Here is a 15,275-nt window from a genome sequence, read left to right as displayed (position 1 = left end):
CATAATGAAGACGGATAAAAACAATAATATTTATTTGTTTTTCATAAGCTTGAGTGGAAAAAGAGAAAACGAAATAAGTTCTCATTCATAAGAGACAAGGAAAGCGCACCATGACACAACATTTAACAACCTTTCTTGAGATCGCACCTCAATCTGATTTCAGTATTCATAATTTACCTTATGGCATTTTTAGTGAAACCGCTCAGGGAGATAAACGTGTCGGTGTCGCGATTGGTGATTGGGTAATCGACCTCGCTGCTTTAGAAACATTAGGATTACTTCCAAATTGCAAAACTCAGTGTTTTAATCAAAGCAGCCTGAATAAATTCATCGAAACAGGTAAAAAAAATTGGCATTACATTCGCCAAACCCTACAAGACTTGCTTTCTGCAGACAATCCAACCCTTCGTGATCATCCAGAATTACGCCAAAAAGTATTACTCAAACAAAATACAGTCACCTTACATTTACCGGTACAAATCTCTGGCTATACGGATTTCTATTCATCTAAAGAACATGCAACCAATGTTGGAACTATGTTTAGAGATCCTAAAAATGCCTTGCTTCCAAATTGGAGTGAGCTACCTGTGGGTTATAATGGTCGTGCCAGTTCTGTGGTTGTTAGCGGTAGGGAGATTGTCCGCCCTTCTGGTCAAGTTAAACTTCCTCATGAAGAACGCCCTCTCTTTTCGGCAACCCGTAAACTCGACTTTGAACTCGAAACAGCTTTTATCGTAGGTAAGACAACTGAGTTGGGTGAACCTATTGCAATTGAAGATGCGTGGGATCATATTTTTGGCATGGTCTTGCTGAATGATTGGTCTGCACGTGATATTCAACAATGGGAATATGTGCCCTTAGGTCCATTTAATGCCAAGACCTTTGCCAGTGCAATTTCACCTTGGGTGGTAACGATGCAAGCCTTGGAGCCATTCAAAGTCAAAGGTCCGCAACAACTGCCAGAGCCATTAGATTATTTAAGAGAAAATAGCATAAATAGCTTCGACATCCACCTCAGTGTGGAACTACAAAGCTCACAATCACAGCAAAGTGAAGTGATTTGTCAAACCAACTTTAAATACATGTACTGGTCGATGGCGCAACAGCTGACTCACCACACCATTTCAGGTTGTAATGTTCAAGTTGGAGATTTAATGGGTTCTGGCACAATTTCAGGTCCTACAGAAAAGTCTTATGGAAGCCTACTCGAACTCACGTGGAACACCACAAAACCCCTCACCTTATCCAATGGTGAAAAGCGCGGCTTCCTTGAAGATGGCGACCGTGTAGTGATGAAAGGCTATGCTGAAAAAGGTGCTATTCGAGTGGGCTTTGGTCAGGTGGCAAATACGATTTTACCAGCCAAACAGTTTAGCTTTAAGCAACACAAGGAATTGTGTGATGAAACTGTATAGTTATTTTCGTAGCTCTGCGGCTTATCGAGTTCGGATCGCGTTAAACCTGAAGCAATTGGATTATGTCATACAGCCTGTCCATTTGCTCAAAAATGAGCAACAACAAGAAAGCTACATCGCACTCAATCCAAGCCAGCTTGTACCAAGTTTGATTGATCAAGATCAGTCTTTTATACAGTCATTCAATATTTTGGAATATCTGGAAGAACGTTACCCATCACTTCCTTTATTACCTACAGATCTTGTTGAGCGCGCCAAAGTCCGTGCTTTTTCACAAACCATCGCCTGTGATATTCATCCCTTAGATAATCTCAGAGTGCTGAAATATTTAAAACATGAAATCGCTGTAAATGATGAACAGAAAAATCAATGGTACCAACACTGGATTATTGAAGGTTTTAAAAGCTTAGAGATGCAATTAAAAGATTCAAATGGTCAATTCTGCTTCGGCACTCAAGCCACATTTGCAGATTGTTGTTTGATTCCTCAAGTGTATAACGCCAAACGTTTCAATGTTGATCTAAGCGACTTTCCAAAGATTCAATCCATTGATCAACACTGCCTAAGCCTGCCTGCATTCTTAAGGGCGACCCCAGAACAACAACCAGATTGGGAATAAACAAAAAAGGAGTTTTATCATGAGCTTTGCAATTAAAAAAATTCATCACGTGGCTTATCGTTGTAAAGATGCCAAAGAAACGGTGGAATGGTATAAAAAAATGCTCAACATGGAGTTTATTCTGGCTTTTGCAGAAGACCATGTTCCATCAACTAAAGCATTTGATCCCTATATGCATTTATTTCTTGATGCAGGTCAAGGCAATGTGTTGGCATTTTTTGAATTACCGACTCAACCAGAAATGGGACGTGATGAAAATACGCCTCAATGGGTTCAGCACATCGCATTTGAAGTTGAAGACTTAGATGCACTTCTTTCTGCAAAATCGCATCTGGAAGCCAATGGTGTCAAAGTGCTCGGTATTACCAATCATGGGATATTCCACTCGATTTACTTCTTTGATCCGAATGGACATCGTTTAGAACTAACATATAACGATGTTCATGCCGATGCGAAAATTTCAAAAATTACTGAAGAAATGAAAGTCGATATGCTGGATGAATGGAGCAGAACCAAACGCGCACCTCAACATACGCATTTCTTACATGAAGCTGAGTTAGGGTAATCATTATGGTCAATAAAGTATCAACGAGTGCCGAAGCAGCCCTGCAAAGTATCGTGCAAGATGGACAAACCATTGCTGTGGGCGGATTCGGACTTTGTGGTATTCCTGAAGCTTTGATCAAAGCGCTTAAACAAAGTGGAGTAAAGCAACTAACCTGCATCAGTAATAATGCAGGCGTGGATGATTATGGTTTAGGGCTGTTATTGCAGTCTAAACAAATCAAAAAAATGATTTCATCCTACGTTGGGGAAAATAAAGTGTTTGAACGACAGTTTTTAAATGGTGAACTTGAAGTTGAATTGACACCTCAAGGCACATTGGCAGAAAAACTTCGTGCAGGCGGAGCTGGAATCCCAGCGTTCTATACTGCAACTGGTGTTGGTACCAGTATTGCTGAAGGTAAAGAGCTTCGTGAGTTTAATGGTCAGTCTTTTCTCCTAGAGACTTCACTTTGTGCAGATATTGCATTAATCAAAGCTTATAAAGCGGACAAAGCTGGTAATCTGGTATTCCGAAAAACTGCACGTAATTTCAATCCTGAGTGTGCAATGGCAGGTCGTTATACGATTGTTGAAGTTGAGCATATTGTTGAACTTGGTGAAATTGATCCTGATGACATTCATTTAGCAGGAATCTATGTCAATGCCATTGTACTCAATGCTCAGCCTGAAAAGCGTATCGAACAGCGTACATTAAAAGTTGCAGTATAAGGAGTGACAGAATGGCTTGGACAAAACAACAAATGGCTCAACGTGCTGCCAAAGAGTTGCAAGACGGTTTCTATGTCAATCTCGGCATTGGCTTACCGACTTTGGTTGCCAATTACATCCCCGAAGGAATGGATGTATGGTTACAATCCGAAAATGGTTTATTGGGCATTGATGAATTTCCAACTGAAGACAACGTAGATGCGGACTTGATCAATGCTGGTAAACAAACTGTCACCGTTAAAAAAGGTGGTGCATTTTTTTCAAGTTCAGAATCATTTGCCATGATTCGCGGTGGTCGGGTTGACCTTGCTATTTTAGGTGCTATGGAAGTTTCTGAACATGGCGATCTCGCCAATTGGATGATTCCGGGTAAAAAAGTCAAAGGCATGGGCGGTGCAATGGATCTTGTTGCAGGTGTTCGAAAAGTCGTGATCTTAATGGAGCATACAACCAAAGAGGGTCAAGCTAAAATTTTACCTCAATGCACCCTACCATTGAATGGTCGCCGAGTGGTTCATCGTATTATCAGCGACTTAGGTGTACTCGATGTAACTCAAAATGGTTTAGAACTGGTTGAGTTAGCAGATAATGTCAGTTTTGATGACATTCAAGCGGCGACAGCAGTCAGGATTAAAAATATTCAAGCTGCATAAAGCACAATCTGACCGGGATGGAAGATCAATGGCTTCGATCCCGATTTTTATTGCCTAAATTTCAGCAAGGTCTGTTATTTTAACTTGAGCATGTTGATATACAATACGTGGTAAAGTCACACTAAAATGCTCAATGCATAGTATGCTTATGCTATTCATCTATTTATCTCATTTAAAAAGATGATTTCTATTTTGTAGCATGCTCAGGCATTATGTGCTGAATGTAAAATCAAATATCGACAGCAAATCAAAGCTGCAAGATTAAATGCGATCAAGGGTTGTTGAATGATTGAAGAAAAGTTATCTGGTGGCGTTCAATCACTTGAAGTGGGCTTAGCCGTTCTCAATGCCCTTTTGGAACATAACAAACCGATTATATTAAAAGAACTATCAAGCAAGCTGGATATGCATCCTGCCAAAGTACATCGTTATTTAGTCAGCCTCATACGCATGAACTATGCAAAGCAACTGGAAGATGGTCAATATGCACTGGGTGATCAGGCTTGGCGTTTAGGTTTAAACTGCATTCAACATACCGATGCCCTACAGTTGGTACAGCATCGAATTTATGAATTACAAAATAAAATTGGCTGTGGTATTCAAATCAGTAAATGGTCACCTAAAGGTCCTTTGGTTGTACAATCGATTGAATCTAATCACCCAATTTCAATAGTCACCAAAGTCGGTTCAATTATGCCATTGGTCAACTCAGCTGCTGGGCGAGTTTTTGCAGCATATTTACCTGAGCCAATCATTAAACCATTGATATTTGCGGAATGGGAAAAAGCCGCAATCAATCATTATCAGATTAAACCGAGTCATTGGGATGAATTTATTCAACTTAAAGAAACCACTTTAGAACAAGGTATGGCAATTGCTCAAGGTGATCTTCTTACAGGCATCAATGCTATTGGTTTACCTATTTTTAATGCACATCAAGCTATGGAATTCTGCATTGTGGCTCTGGATAGTGAAGTATTTCTACCTGTGCATAATGGCAGTGAAAAACTTGAACTATTTAAACATGAAGTGGCTGCAATTAATCAATACATTCAAACGCGTTAAGTTATAGCTTTATCTCCCAAATAAAAAAGCCAAGAAAATACTTTCTTGGCTTTTTCTGCTGATACCAATCACTTTATTTGGCTTCTAATACACCACGACGGATTTGATCACGTTCAATAGATTCAAACAATGCTTTAAAGTTTCCTTCACCGAAGCCATCATCATCTTTACGTTGAATAAACTCAAAGAAAACTGGTCCAAGCATGTTTTCAGAGAAAATCTGTAATAACAGCTTTTTCTCGCCTTCTTTGGTATTTCCATCTAACAAAATACCACGTTTTTGTAACTCTTCAGTTGGCTCACCGTGACCAGGTAAACGATCTTTTAACATTTCATAATAAGTTTCTGGTGGCGCGGTCATAAACTTCAAACCTAAACCTTTCAACTTATCCCAGGTTGAAATTAAATCGTCTGTGATAAAGGCAATATGCTGAATACCTTCACCATTGAAATCAGCCAGAAATTCTGCAATTTGACCATTCCCTTTGTCTGAGTCTTCATTCAATGGAATACGGATCATACCATCTGGCGCAGTCAATGCTTTAGAGGTCAAACCGGTATATTCACCTTTAATGTCAAAGTAACGAATTTCCTGAAAATTAAAGATTTTTTCATAGAAATTCGCCCAATATTCCATGCGACCTTTGTACACATTATGGGTTAAATGATCAATTTCATTAAGCCCTGCGCCACGCGGATTTTTTTCTACATCATCAAAGAAAACAAAATCATTTTCGTAAATATCACGATCTACAAGGAAAATTGGCATTCCTCCAATTCCCTTAATCGCTGGAATATTCAATTCCATCGGTCCTGCTTGTGAATACATAGGTTCAGCGCCTAGTGCTATAGCATTTTTAAAAGCTTTAGCTGCATCACGGGTTCTAAATCCCATTGCACAAGCAGAAGGTCCATGCTCTTTGAAAAAGAATGAAGCATAAGACTCTGGTTGATAGTTCAAAATAATATTGATATTACCTTGACGCCACAAATACACTTTTTTAGATTTATGTTTTGCAACTTTGCTAAAACCAATGGTTTCAAAAATTTGATCTAATCCATTTTCCGTCGATACAAATTCAATAAAAGCAAAACCACATAATTCTAATGGGTTATCTAAAATATCCATCTAGTTTCCCTTATTTAGATAAATTCATCCGTTTTTTAATGCTGAGAACAGCTTATCGTTACTTTGATTCATTGATCAAAGCACCATAAAAGCTGGTCCTTTTCATTCCATCATTCAGCCTGTCTAAAGCCAAAAATATCAGTTTGGTGACAGTGAACTTTTACTCTAAATTCATCCTATAAGAAATCTATAATTTATGCAATACATAATTAAATTATGTATTGTGTAATCCTGTTGATTATTTACTCAAAATATCAGGTCACTATTTTTGCTGAAAAGGCACCACAATGTTATACGACTTTTCTACAACTTTTGATGATTCAGGTTTGAACGCTTCCCAATTAAAATCAGTAAAATTTAACCGCCATTGATAATACTCTTTGCCAATATCTTTAAATTGAATGGATAAATTAGAACCACTTTCATCATGACAGTGTGGAGAAGATTGATATTCCTCTTGAGAAAAACAGGCTCGAATCATCTCATATGAATGAAAAGCAACATCAGCCAACGCCAGTTTATAGGCATGATTCGGTTCTAACATGACAAAATCAGCGATCTCTTCTGCTCGTCCACCTCCAGAGTAAGTCGTGCTCCAGCGCTTAACTACAGCAATAGCAAGCTTTTGACGATTTAAAGGATAAAATGCAGGATAAATACTCAATCCATCATTGTTTAATTCCTTATCAAAATCACTGTTACGACCATGATGCTGATACTGCTGAAAACTCCAAGAATTCAGTACAACATACTGATTGTTTTCTTTTATAAATTCGATTAATTGCGGTGTATCGTCAGTTAAATATAAATGAGTGTCAGCCCCTGATGGCTTTTTCCAAACTTCTACATCCTTTCCACAATTGACTTTTAATGCCTGACAAATTTGTTTAGCTTGTGAGCTTTCTGTTTTTAGCTTTATCCAAGGAATGGCTTTAATTTGATCGGCAACAGCAGCATGAGAGAGCAAGAACACCCATGTCAATATTATCCATTGAACAATGCTGTTAGATTGGCTTTTAAAGATAGGCATTATGATTTATCGTCCTTTAAAATGGGCTTGATCTTTCATTAAAAAAGCACGGACTCCTTCTAAAAAATCTTCCGACTGCCCCGCCCTTCTTTGTAAATCCTGTTCAACTTTAATTTGAGTATAAAAATCATTGTGCATGGTGACCCGCATCGCTTGTTTGATCAATGCAAAACTCAAACTGGCTTGCGTAGCAAAATACTCAGCTAAACGTACAACTTCTAAAGCCAACTGATCATCTGCCACGACTTTATAAATCATTCCGATTCGTTCAGCTTCTTCTGCACTGATCTTTTCTGCTGTCAACATCAATGCTTTGGCTTTAGCAAAGCCAATCAAGCGTGGAAGTAACCATGTTGCACCGCAATCAGGAATAAGACCAATTTTACTAAAGATTTGCGAGAAACTTGCTGATTTTGCTGCAAGTGTAATATCACATAACAATGGTAAACTCGCCCCCGCCCCAACAGCGATGCCGTTCACCGCACAGATGATGACTTTGGGCATATCATTGATAATGTCTAAGAGTGGATTAAAGTATTTTTCCAACACCTCACCTAAGTCAATGACTCCACTATTGAGAACTTCTGGACTTATTGCTTGACCTGCACAAAATGCTTTGCCAACTGCTGCAATGACAATTACACGAACTTCAACATCCTCTTTCCATTGCCTGAGTATCGCTATAATTTCTAGACTCATCTCAGGCGTTAAGCTATTCAATTGTTCTGGACGGTTAAGCTTTAAATAACCTACCCCATTTTTCTTTTCTATAATAACTGTTTGATATTCCATGATCATTTCCTCAATGTTTTTGTATAAATGATGTGGAGCAGTCTTATTCCCTTTGAGTTTGTTTCAAGTTCATTCTAAAGCATGTTTTTGATTTACAATTTACCAATTGTCTCAATTGATTTTTTATCCGTACTTTATTCTGTATATGTTTTATAAATCAAAGTAATTTAATCTTTAAAAACAATAAAATACATATTAATTATAGCGTGGATTAAATTCATTTTTGGCGGATTCCTGTCTCAGCACAGTATCACCAGGAGCCCTCGCATAACTAATGAGAGTTTATGCTAATGCATTGATTTAAATTTATGATATTTATATTAATTATCCCTATGCTTTTACTAGGTTTTATTCATTTCATATTCGCGTTATGATCATGTTATAGACTGGTGATGCGTATAAATATTCAATTCAGCTTTTTGTTAAAATAAGGAAAATAGTCATGGCTTATCAAAACATTCTCGTGCCTGTAGATGGCTCAGAAACATCTTTATCTGTTGTTAAACATGCTGTGGAATTTGCAAAAGCATTTAAGAGTAAAATTACAGTTGTACAAGTCATGACATTGGACCCATATATTGCATCAGAATATTTGGCAAACGGTCAAAGTAATATGCTCATTGAACGTGCCCGTGAATTTATTCAAGCCAATATCAACGAAGCCAAAGCACAATTCGCTGCAGAAGGCGTCCAAGTAGAAACTCGCTTACTTGAAGGTGAAAATATTGCGCATACATTAAATCAAGCCGTGCAAGATTTAAAAACTGATTTAGTCATCCTTAGCTCACATGGGCGTACAGGATTGAAAAAAATTATCATGGGAAGTGTTGCACAAAATTTGTTAACTGAATTACAAATTCCTGTTTTAGTCATTAAATAAATTGACTCTATGTCTAAAAACCTCACGCTAGAATTATCGTGAGGTTTTTAATTTTAAGGTGCCCATTGGTATTTTTTTAAATTAATTTTGCCATCAACAACGACCACATCTTCCTCGCGTAATTTTGCCGTCTGTATACACATACCATGTTCATCCAATTTATTCAGACTGATACGACCTTGTGAGTTGACGACCCGATACCACGGAATATCATGATCTTCTGGAAGTTGTCCCAGTACACGCCCGACAAGCCGTGCATGTTTTGGTAAGCCAGCAAACTTTGCGACTTGACCATAACTTGCCACTTTGCCTTTTGGAATCTGCACGATGACATTTAAAATCATCTGCGCCAGTTCATGATTCTGCATTAGACCTTTACATTTAAATAATTAAAAAATGTTGAAAATAACTCAACAAAATTGACTTAGAAAATAAGCTTCCGACATTTTAGGCAAATGTAATTTAATAGTACATATTCTAATCTTAAACCCTACCTCAAATACAACAACAAGAGTATGCAAAAATGAAAGGAATCTTCAATAAACTGCTTTTATCTACCGCATTGGTCATGGGCACTGTGACATCACTCGGTTTGTCCAATACCTATGCTGCTCCAAGTATTGATATTCAAAGTGTTCTTCAACAAGAACGCGCTTGGGCTGGAATGGAAACCAAACGTGTCAAAGTTGGTGATATTGACTGGGCATACAGTGAAGGTGGACCCGCAGGAAAACCGACGCTTATGCTTGTACATGGGCTTGCAGGTAGCCGAGACAACTGGAACCGTGTGGCACGTTATTTAACGCCATATTATCATGTCATTATTCCTGATTTACCGGGTCAAGGTGACAGTAAAGTTCCAAATGATTTTGATTACTCACTCCCGAATTTGACTGAAAAGTTACGTCGTTTTGCAGAAGCAATCAAAGTTGAGAATGGTCTGAATATTGCAGGACATTCAATGGGCGGTTCGATTTCGTTACTATATGCTGCTCAGTATCCTGTCGATACCAAGTCACTGTTCTTAATCGACAGTGCAGGCGTATTTAAATCTGCCAATACGCCATATCTTAAAGATCCAACCACTTTACGCAATATGATCGTCAGTAAACCTGGCGACTTTGATCGCTTAATGAAGATAGCGACTAGCCTTCCACCATTTATTCCAAAAGAATTAAAAGACTCTCAAGAAAAACTGATGATCAGTCAATCTGCGAACACAACAAAATTGGTTGAACAATTGATTGTAATGTCTAAATTGTTTACCCCTGACTCATTTGCGATTGCAGCACGCTCTATTGATCAGCCTGTATTAATTGCATGGGGTGATAAGGATCAAATTATCAATGTTGAAGCTGCTGCTGAATTGAAGGGTTTATTAAAAAATGCTCAAGAACCTGTAATCTTAAAAGGTGTAGGACATTTACCACTTCTTGAACAAGAGCAATTGTTGATTAAGCCGTATTTGGATTTCTTGGCAAAAAATGCGAAATAATGATTCGCTAATCTATGAGACCTTAAAAAATACCCTTCATGTTGAAGGGTATTTTTTAAGCTGGTATGACATTAAAGTTCAACATTTGAATGTGACTTTTTGAATCAGAAATTTGCTGGATTTTCCAAGCGCTTCACTTCTTGAGCCTTTTCTGGGTGATGAACGGTTGCAACGCCATCATCAGATTTTTTATCAACCAATGCTTCCGGATTATAAATCGTAATTGTTTCGTGACCTTCAGCATCCTCACCCACAATATATTTAAATCCTTTGCGATTCATTTTATTGCACATGCGTTGATACCAGCCTTTGAAACCTTGAGTTTCTTCGTTGGGATTGTAATAAAAAGCATTCATTACCGCAGGTAAGCCCAGACCACAGACCACGCCTGAAAGTAATACACTGATAAAAGTATAACCAATCAAAATACTGCTGTAATCACGTAACTCTGGTACGTTTGCCACGGCAAGAATCAATGCGAGTGAAATACCTCCTCGAACCCCTCCCCATGACAAAATGGCAAGACTACCGTTATAGCTCTTTTTTCGAAATGATGGGAAGAATGCAAAAGCAAGGAAATTTGCCGCAAAACGTGATAAATGCAGGGCAAAGAATGCAAAAATACCACCCAGAATAAGACTGGTACTAAGATCCAAAATAAAGATTTCTAGACCAATCAGAGTGAATAAGAATGAATTAATAATCCCTTCTACCGTGTGCCAGAAGTGATTGACCTCACGAATTTCACGGTCTTGTAGAATTTCTTTCCATTTATTCCCGACAATCAAACCACCAATAACACAAGCAATTGGTGCAGATGCGTGCGCAAACAATGCCACAAGATACGAACCACACGCCAACAATGCCGTAGTTAAGATGAGAGATTCCATCTCATGTTTACCACGTAATAAACGTAAAATCCCTAAACCGAATGCCCAACCAATGATCACAGCCACTACAATTTCATATAATAGGGTTTGTAGGGTTGCAATCAGACTGAAATGTTCACCTTCAAGAACATTCAATAAGGTCATAAACACGGCAATACACATTGCGTCATTAAATAAGGATTCACCTTCTAATTTGACCATCAAATGATGTGGTGCACGTACTGAACTCAGTACGCCTTTAATCCCAATTGGATCCGTTGCTCCGAGTGCTGAACCAAGTAATAACAACACTAAAATAGGCACAGGATTGCCAATCAAGAACTGGAAGCCAAACACCAATCCTGCAAAAAATACTGCACACAACAATAGTGCAATTGTGGCTAAGATACTGATCGGCTTCCAATAGACTTTTAAATCAGAAACTTTAAATTTCAATGCGGATGATGTCAGAATGAAACAAATCACACCATTGACTAAAAAATCATAAAAATCGACATGGCGCACTGCCTCTTCAATATTATGAATATTAATCGAGATAAATTGGTTACCATTCAGTAAACTGGCACCCCATTGCAAGATAAAGACAAAAATTGCAGAAACGATAGGTACACCAATCGCTTGAGGAAAACCGAGTATACGTTTATTAAATATGGTCGTCGCAATAGAAAGCGCAAAAACTACTGTAAAAACTTGGAGAAAGAAATAATTACCCATTCGAACCCTATTTTCGATTTTTAATTTAAATGCACATCAAACACTCAATCATTTCTTTATTAAATATAGAATAAAAGACCATTTAACAATCAATATAATTTTACAAAAAAAAGTACAGTCTGACTTTTTTCGTTATATTTTTTAACATAAAAAATTGGCTTGGAAAATCTATTTAGAAAAAAAGAGCATATCTTGTGCTCTTTTTTAAACCATTGAACTTAAACAACTTATTTAAACGTATCACAACTATTGATATCGCCTGATTTCATCCCTGTATTGAACCACTGCATACGTTGTTGACTGGTACCATGGGTAAAGCTATCTGGAACAGCATAACCACGTGCCTTTTTCTGCAAATAGTCATCACCAATTTTCTCAGCGGCATCCATTGCCTCTTCGATATCGCCTTGCTCAAGAAATTGTGTACGCTGTTGTGTACGATTCGCCCATACACCTGCTAAACAATCTGCCTGTAATTCCAAACGCACTGAAAGTTGGTTACCCTGAGCTTGATTGGCACGTTGACGAGCCTGTTGAACTTGCGAAGAAATACCCAATAAATTTTGAATATGATGACCAACTTCATGTGCAATTACATAAGCTTGTGCGAAATCACCTGCTTCATCTTGTGCAGATAACTCAGATTGGTTTTTTTCACCTGAAATACCCATTTGTTGGCGCATATCTTTGAAGAATTGAGTATCAATATAAACTTTTTGGTCTGCTGGACAATAAAACGGTCCCATCGCAGACTCAGCTGTTCCACAACCTGATTGCACAGCGCCACTGAACATCACCAGTTTTGGTGGTGTATATTGGGCACCTTGTTGAATAAACACTTGTTTCCAAGTATCTTCCGTATCTGCTAAGACTGTTTTAACAAAAGAAGCTGTTTCTTGCTGTTCAGGCGTCGCATTGGCAGGTGCAGTATTCTGGCTCACATTACCTGAGGTGACTTGCTTGGTTGCTTGATATGCCTGCTGCGGGTCAACACCAAAAAATTTCCAAGCAATAAAAGCAACAACCAATCCTAAAATGCTAATACCACCCGCTTTCACACCGCCACCACCACGGCGATCTTCGACATTATCGCTTTCTCTACGTCCTTTCCAACGCATAGATTTGTCCTTTTATTTTTAAATTGGAATCAGTTTTACAAAGATTGTTTTATGAAGCAGTTTTAGATTGACCACGTAATTTTTGAATCAGTCCAACCACCAATACCACAGCCAAACCAGCAACAATACCAATGACCAGATTGATCAGTGTTGGTGTGAGTGCACCAATGATATTTCCCACTGTTGGAATGTGTTCAATATGATCGACAGCTTCTTCAGTCAAGTGGTGCAAAGTAGATACCGCATGACTGATAATCCCTCCTCCCACAAGGAACATCGCAACTGTTCCAACAATAGTTAATGTTTTCATGAGTTTCGGTGCAAATGCCAATAAGCCGCGACCAATACTTTGTTTTACATTCGATGCTTGTTGCGTCAAGTACAAACCTAAATCATCAATTTTGACAATCATCGCAACAAAGCCATAGACCCCTACAGTCATAATCACGGCAATCACGGACAGCACCATGACTTTTGTACCAAAAGCAGCGGTTGCAACCGTACCTAAAGAAATCACCACAATTTCAGCAGAAAGAATAAAGTCAGTGCGTATCGCACCTTTAATTTTCTCTTTTTCAAAAGTTGCTAAATCAGTTTCAATCTGCTCAAGCTCTTGTTGAGCACCCTCTTCAGTTGTGGCTTTTTTATGCTTCAAACTGTGCAGTACTTTTTCTACACCTTCATAACATAGAAACAAACCACCAATCATTAATAAAGGATTAATCAGCCAAGGGGCAACCACACTAATCAATAGAGCTAATGGTACTAAAATGAGTTTATTGATAAATGAACCTTTCGCAACACCCCAAACGACGGGAAGTTCACGTTCAGCTCGAACACCACTGACTTGTTGTGCATTGAGTGCTAAGTCATCACCTAAAACGCCTGCTGTTTTTTTTGCTGCCATTTTACTCATGACCGCAACATCATCAAGCACTGCTGCAATATCATCTAATAATATTAATAAACTACTTGCCATTTTTTATCCAAAATTTTAGTTATCACACTATTTTAAAGTGAAATTTCATTTTTCTATATAAAATTTTGTAGATTTTCACATTTATCCATAAAAATTGGTTCTGGGCTATTTTTCGCTGACATTAAAATAAATTATCTCGTACAATAGTGCCCATTCACAAAACACGACTGTCTCTATAAAGACTTTGGAAGCGATAATGACGAATCAAGATAATCGTCCTGTGATTTTGACAGGCGACCGTCCTACTGGACAACTACATTTGGGACATTTTGTAGGTTCTTTGCGCTCACGAGTAGGCTTACAGGATTCTCATCATCAGCATCTACTTCTCGCTGATGCTCAGGCTTTAACTGATAATGCTGATAACTTTGAAAAAGTTCGCCGCAATATTATTGAAGTCGCTACAGACTATTTAGCTGTTGGTATTGACCCAACCAAAACCACGATCTGTGTTCAATCATGCTTGCCAGCATTAAATGAACTGACCATGTTATATTTAAACTTTGTCACTGTGTCACGTTTAGAGCGTAATCCAACAATTAAAGCTGAAATTCAATTGCGTGGCTTCGAACGAGATATTCCAGCAGGTTTCTTGTGCTACCCCGTTGCTCAAGCTGCTGACATTACTGCATTTAAAGCGACAGTCGTTCCTGTAGGTGAAGACCAGATTCCAATGATCGAACAAACCAACGAAATTGTTCGTCGTTTAAATCGTCAAATTGGTCAAGAGGTTTTACCTGAGTGTAAAGCACTTTTATCCAATATGAGTCGTTTACCTGGTTTTGATGGTAAAGCTAAAATGTCAAAATCTTTGGGCAATACCATTGTCTTAGATGCGACAGATAAAGACATCAAAAAAGCAGTCAATGCAATGTATACCGATCCAAATCACTTGCGTATCGAAGATCCAGGTCAAGTAGAAGGTAATATTGTATTTACCTACTTAGATGCTTTCGATCCAAACAAAGAAGAAGTTGAAGAACTGAAAGCACATTATCGTCGCGGTGGTTTAGGCGATGGCACAGTGAAAAAGCGTCTTGAAGGTGTTTTAAAAGAGTTGATCACACCAATTCGTGAACGTCGTATGGAACTTGCAAAAGACCCAGATTACATCATGGACATCTTAAAAACAGGCACTGAAAAATGCCGTGTTATTACCCAAGATACCTTAGATGAAATCAAAAATGGTTTAGGTGTATTCCATTTCTAATCTGCTTAAAT

16 protein-coding genes are annotated in these 15,275 nt (G+C 38.2%); 9 read left to right on the top strand and 7 right to left on the bottom strand.

The features are described 5' to 3' along the window. The first annotated feature begins 110 nt into the window (after positions 1-110). From fahA to AC1Z3T_RS18085, 6 genes are all read left to right on the top strand, one after another. A complete protein-coding gene (gene fahA, locus AC1Z3T_RS18110) occupies positions 111-1,415 on the top strand; it encodes a fumarylacetoacetase (RefSeq protein WP_100885701.1) in 1,305 nt (434 codons plus the stop codon). Next, positions 1,402-2,034, top strand: coding sequence for a maleylacetoacetate isomerase (gene maiA, locus AC1Z3T_RS18105; protein ID WP_100885702.1), 633 nt, complete (start codon positions 1,402-1,404; stop codon positions 2,032-2,034). The genes fahA and maiA overlap by 14 nt, the downstream gene beginning before the upstream one ends. A 19-nt stretch (positions 2,035-2,053) precedes the next feature. After that, positions 2,054-2,599, top strand: a complete 546-nt coding sequence (locus tag AC1Z3T_RS18100; protein WP_005032987.1) for a VOC family protein — start codon at positions 2,054-2,056, stop codon at positions 2,597-2,599. A gap of 5 nt (positions 2,600-2,604) precedes the next feature. Continuing rightward, positions 2,605-3,309, top strand: a complete 705-nt coding sequence (locus tag AC1Z3T_RS18095; protein WP_005032989.1) for a CoA transferase subunit A — start codon at positions 2,605-2,607, stop codon at positions 3,307-3,309. A gap of 11 nt (positions 3,310-3,320) precedes the next feature. Next, on the top strand, positions 3,321-3,962 hold the full coding sequence (locus AC1Z3T_RS18090) for a CoA transferase subunit B (RefSeq protein ID WP_100885704.1): 642 nt from the start codon (positions 3,321-3,323) through the stop codon (positions 3,960-3,962). A 285-nt stretch (positions 3,963-4,247) separates the two neighbouring features. Beyond that, on the top strand, positions 4,248-5,027 hold the full coding sequence (locus AC1Z3T_RS18085; RefSeq protein ID WP_005032993.1) for an IclR family transcriptional regulator: 780 nt from the start codon (positions 4,248-4,250) through the stop codon (positions 5,025-5,027). 73 nt (positions 5,028-5,100) lie between these two features. Here AC1Z3T_RS18085 and hppD read toward each other — a convergent pair whose 3' ends face one another. The 3 genes from hppD to AC1Z3T_RS18070 form a co-directional block, all read right to left on the bottom strand. Continuing rightward, positions 5,101-6,156, bottom strand: a complete 1,056-nt coding sequence (gene hppD / locus AC1Z3T_RS18080; protein ID WP_004829476.1) for a 4-hydroxyphenylpyruvate dioxygenase — start codon at positions 6,154-6,156, stop codon at positions 5,101-5,103. Positions 6,157-6,418: 262 nt separating this feature from the next. Then, the gene (locus tag AC1Z3T_RS18075; protein WP_151960789.1) at positions 6,419-7,186 is read right to left on the bottom strand and encodes a hypothetical protein; all 768 of its coding nucleotides are present in this window, start codon (positions 7,184-7,186) and stop codon (positions 6,419-6,421) included. Positions 7,187-7,192: 6 nt separating this feature from the next. Continuing rightward, the gene (locus AC1Z3T_RS18070) at positions 7,193-7,978 is read right to left on the bottom strand and encodes an enoyl-CoA hydratase-related protein (RefSeq protein WP_139420394.1); all 786 of its coding nucleotides are present in this window, start codon (positions 7,976-7,978) and stop codon (positions 7,193-7,195) included. 442 nt (positions 7,979-8,420) lie between these two features. Between AC1Z3T_RS18070 and AC1Z3T_RS18065 the strand changes: the two genes are divergently transcribed. Next, positions 8,421-8,858: a universal stress protein gene (locus tag AC1Z3T_RS18065; protein ID WP_009586320.1), complete on the top strand. Its 438-nt coding sequence runs from the start codon at positions 8,421-8,423 to the stop codon at positions 8,856-8,858. Between the two features lie 53 nt (positions 8,859-8,911). On the opposite strand, the gene AC1Z3T_RS18060 is transcribed toward AC1Z3T_RS18065, so the two are convergent. Further along, complete coding sequence (locus tag AC1Z3T_RS18060; protein WP_046760047.1) at positions 8,912-9,226, bottom strand: MGMT family protein; 315 nt, start codon at positions 9,224-9,226, stop codon at positions 8,912-8,914. A gap of 155 nt (positions 9,227-9,381) precedes the next feature. Between AC1Z3T_RS18060 and AC1Z3T_RS18055 the strand changes: the two genes are divergently transcribed. Beyond that, a complete protein-coding gene (locus AC1Z3T_RS18055; protein WP_046760048.1) occupies positions 9,382-10,353 on the top strand; it encodes an alpha/beta fold hydrolase in 972 nt (323 codons plus the stop codon). Positions 10,354-10,457: 104 nt separating this feature from the next. On the opposite strand, the gene AC1Z3T_RS18050 is transcribed toward AC1Z3T_RS18055, so the two are convergent. From AC1Z3T_RS18050 to AC1Z3T_RS18040, 3 genes are all read right to left on the bottom strand, one after another. Further along, the gene (locus tag AC1Z3T_RS18050) at positions 10,458-11,957 is read right to left on the bottom strand and encodes a cation:proton antiporter (protein ID WP_005033010.1); all 1,500 of its coding nucleotides are present in this window, start codon (positions 11,955-11,957) and stop codon (positions 10,458-10,460) included. A 227-nt stretch (positions 11,958-12,184) separates the two neighbouring features. Next, positions 12,185-13,075 carry a KPN_02809 family neutral zinc metallopeptidase gene (gene ypfJ / locus AC1Z3T_RS18045; RefSeq protein WP_004829483.1) on the bottom strand — a complete coding sequence of 297 codons (891 nt, stop codon included), beginning with the start codon at positions 13,073-13,075 and terminating at the stop codon, positions 12,185-12,187. 49 nt (positions 13,076-13,124) lie between these two features. Further along, on the bottom strand, positions 13,125-14,054 hold the full coding sequence (locus AC1Z3T_RS18040; protein ID WP_009586368.1) for a DUF808 domain-containing protein: 930 nt from the start codon (positions 14,052-14,054) through the stop codon (positions 13,125-13,127). A gap of 196 nt (positions 14,055-14,250) precedes the next feature. On the opposite strand from AC1Z3T_RS18040, the gene trpS reads away from it, so the two are divergent. Further along, positions 14,251-15,264, top strand: a complete 1,014-nt coding sequence (gene trpS, locus AC1Z3T_RS18035) for a tryptophan--tRNA ligase (RefSeq protein WP_005033016.1) — start codon at positions 14,251-14,253, stop codon at positions 15,262-15,264. Positions 15,265-15,275 lie beyond the last annotated feature (11 nt).

The organism is Acinetobacter sp. B-6 (assembly GCF_056930735.1).
The sequence above is the reverse complement of the archived record's forward strand: the minus strand, read 5'-3'. Positions and strand labels throughout refer to the sequence as shown.

What these genes read in the sequence shown, in the direction of transcription:
- AC1Z3T_RS18075 (WP_151960789.1), bottom strand. Translation starts at nt 7,186, where the DNA reads ATGCCTATCTTTAAAAGCCAATCTAACAGCATTGTTCAATGGATAATA.
- trpS (WP_005033016.1), top strand. Translation starts at nt 14,251, where the DNA reads ATGACGAATCAAGATAATCGTCCTGTGATTTTGACAGGCGACCGTCCT.
- fahA (WP_100885701.1), top strand. Translation starts at nt 111, where the DNA reads ATGACACAACATTTAACAACCTTTCTTGAGATCGCACCTCAATCTGAT.
- AC1Z3T_RS18050 (WP_005033010.1), bottom strand. Translation starts at nt 11,957, where the DNA reads ATGGGTAATTATTTCTTTCTCCAAGTTTTTACAGTAGTTTTTGCGCTT.
- ypfJ (WP_004829483.1), bottom strand. Translation starts at nt 13,075, where the DNA reads ATGCGTTGGAAAGGACGTAGAGAAAGCGATAATGTCGAAGATCGCCGT.
- AC1Z3T_RS18085 (WP_005032993.1), top strand. Translation starts at nt 4,248, where the DNA reads ATGATTGAAGAAAAGTTATCTGGTGGCGTTCAATCACTTGAAGTGGGC.
- AC1Z3T_RS18055 (WP_046760048.1), top strand. Translation starts at nt 9,382, where the DNA reads ATGAAAGGAATCTTCAATAAACTGCTTTTATCTACCGCATTGGTCATG.
- AC1Z3T_RS18090 (WP_100885704.1), top strand. Translation starts at nt 3,321, where the DNA reads ATGGCTTGGACAAAACAACAAATGGCTCAACGTGCTGCCAAAGAGTTG.
- AC1Z3T_RS18040 (WP_009586368.1), bottom strand. Translation starts at nt 14,054, where the DNA reads ATGGCAAGTAGTTTATTAATATTATTAGATGATATTGCAGCAGTGCTT.
- AC1Z3T_RS18065 (WP_009586320.1), top strand. Translation starts at nt 8,421, where the DNA reads ATGGCTTATCAAAACATTCTCGTGCCTGTAGATGGCTCAGAAACATCT.
- maiA (WP_100885702.1), top strand. Translation starts at nt 1,402, where the DNA reads ATGAAACTGTATAGTTATTTTCGTAGCTCTGCGGCTTATCGAGTTCGG.
- AC1Z3T_RS18100 (WP_005032987.1), top strand. Translation starts at nt 2,054, where the DNA reads ATGAGCTTTGCAATTAAAAAAATTCATCACGTGGCTTATCGTTGTAAA.
- AC1Z3T_RS18060 (WP_046760047.1), bottom strand. Translation starts at nt 9,226, where the DNA reads ATGCAGAATCATGAACTGGCGCAGATGATTTTAAATGTCATCGTGCAG.
- AC1Z3T_RS18095 (WP_005032989.1), top strand. Translation starts at nt 2,605, where the DNA reads ATGGTCAATAAAGTATCAACGAGTGCCGAAGCAGCCCTGCAAAGTATC.
- hppD (WP_004829476.1), bottom strand. Translation starts at nt 6,156, where the DNA reads ATGGATATTTTAGATAACCCATTAGAATTATGTGGTTTTGCTTTTATT.
- AC1Z3T_RS18070 (WP_139420394.1), bottom strand. Translation starts at nt 7,978, where the DNA reads ATGGAATATCAAACAGTTATTATAGAAAAGAAAAATGGGGTAGGTTAT.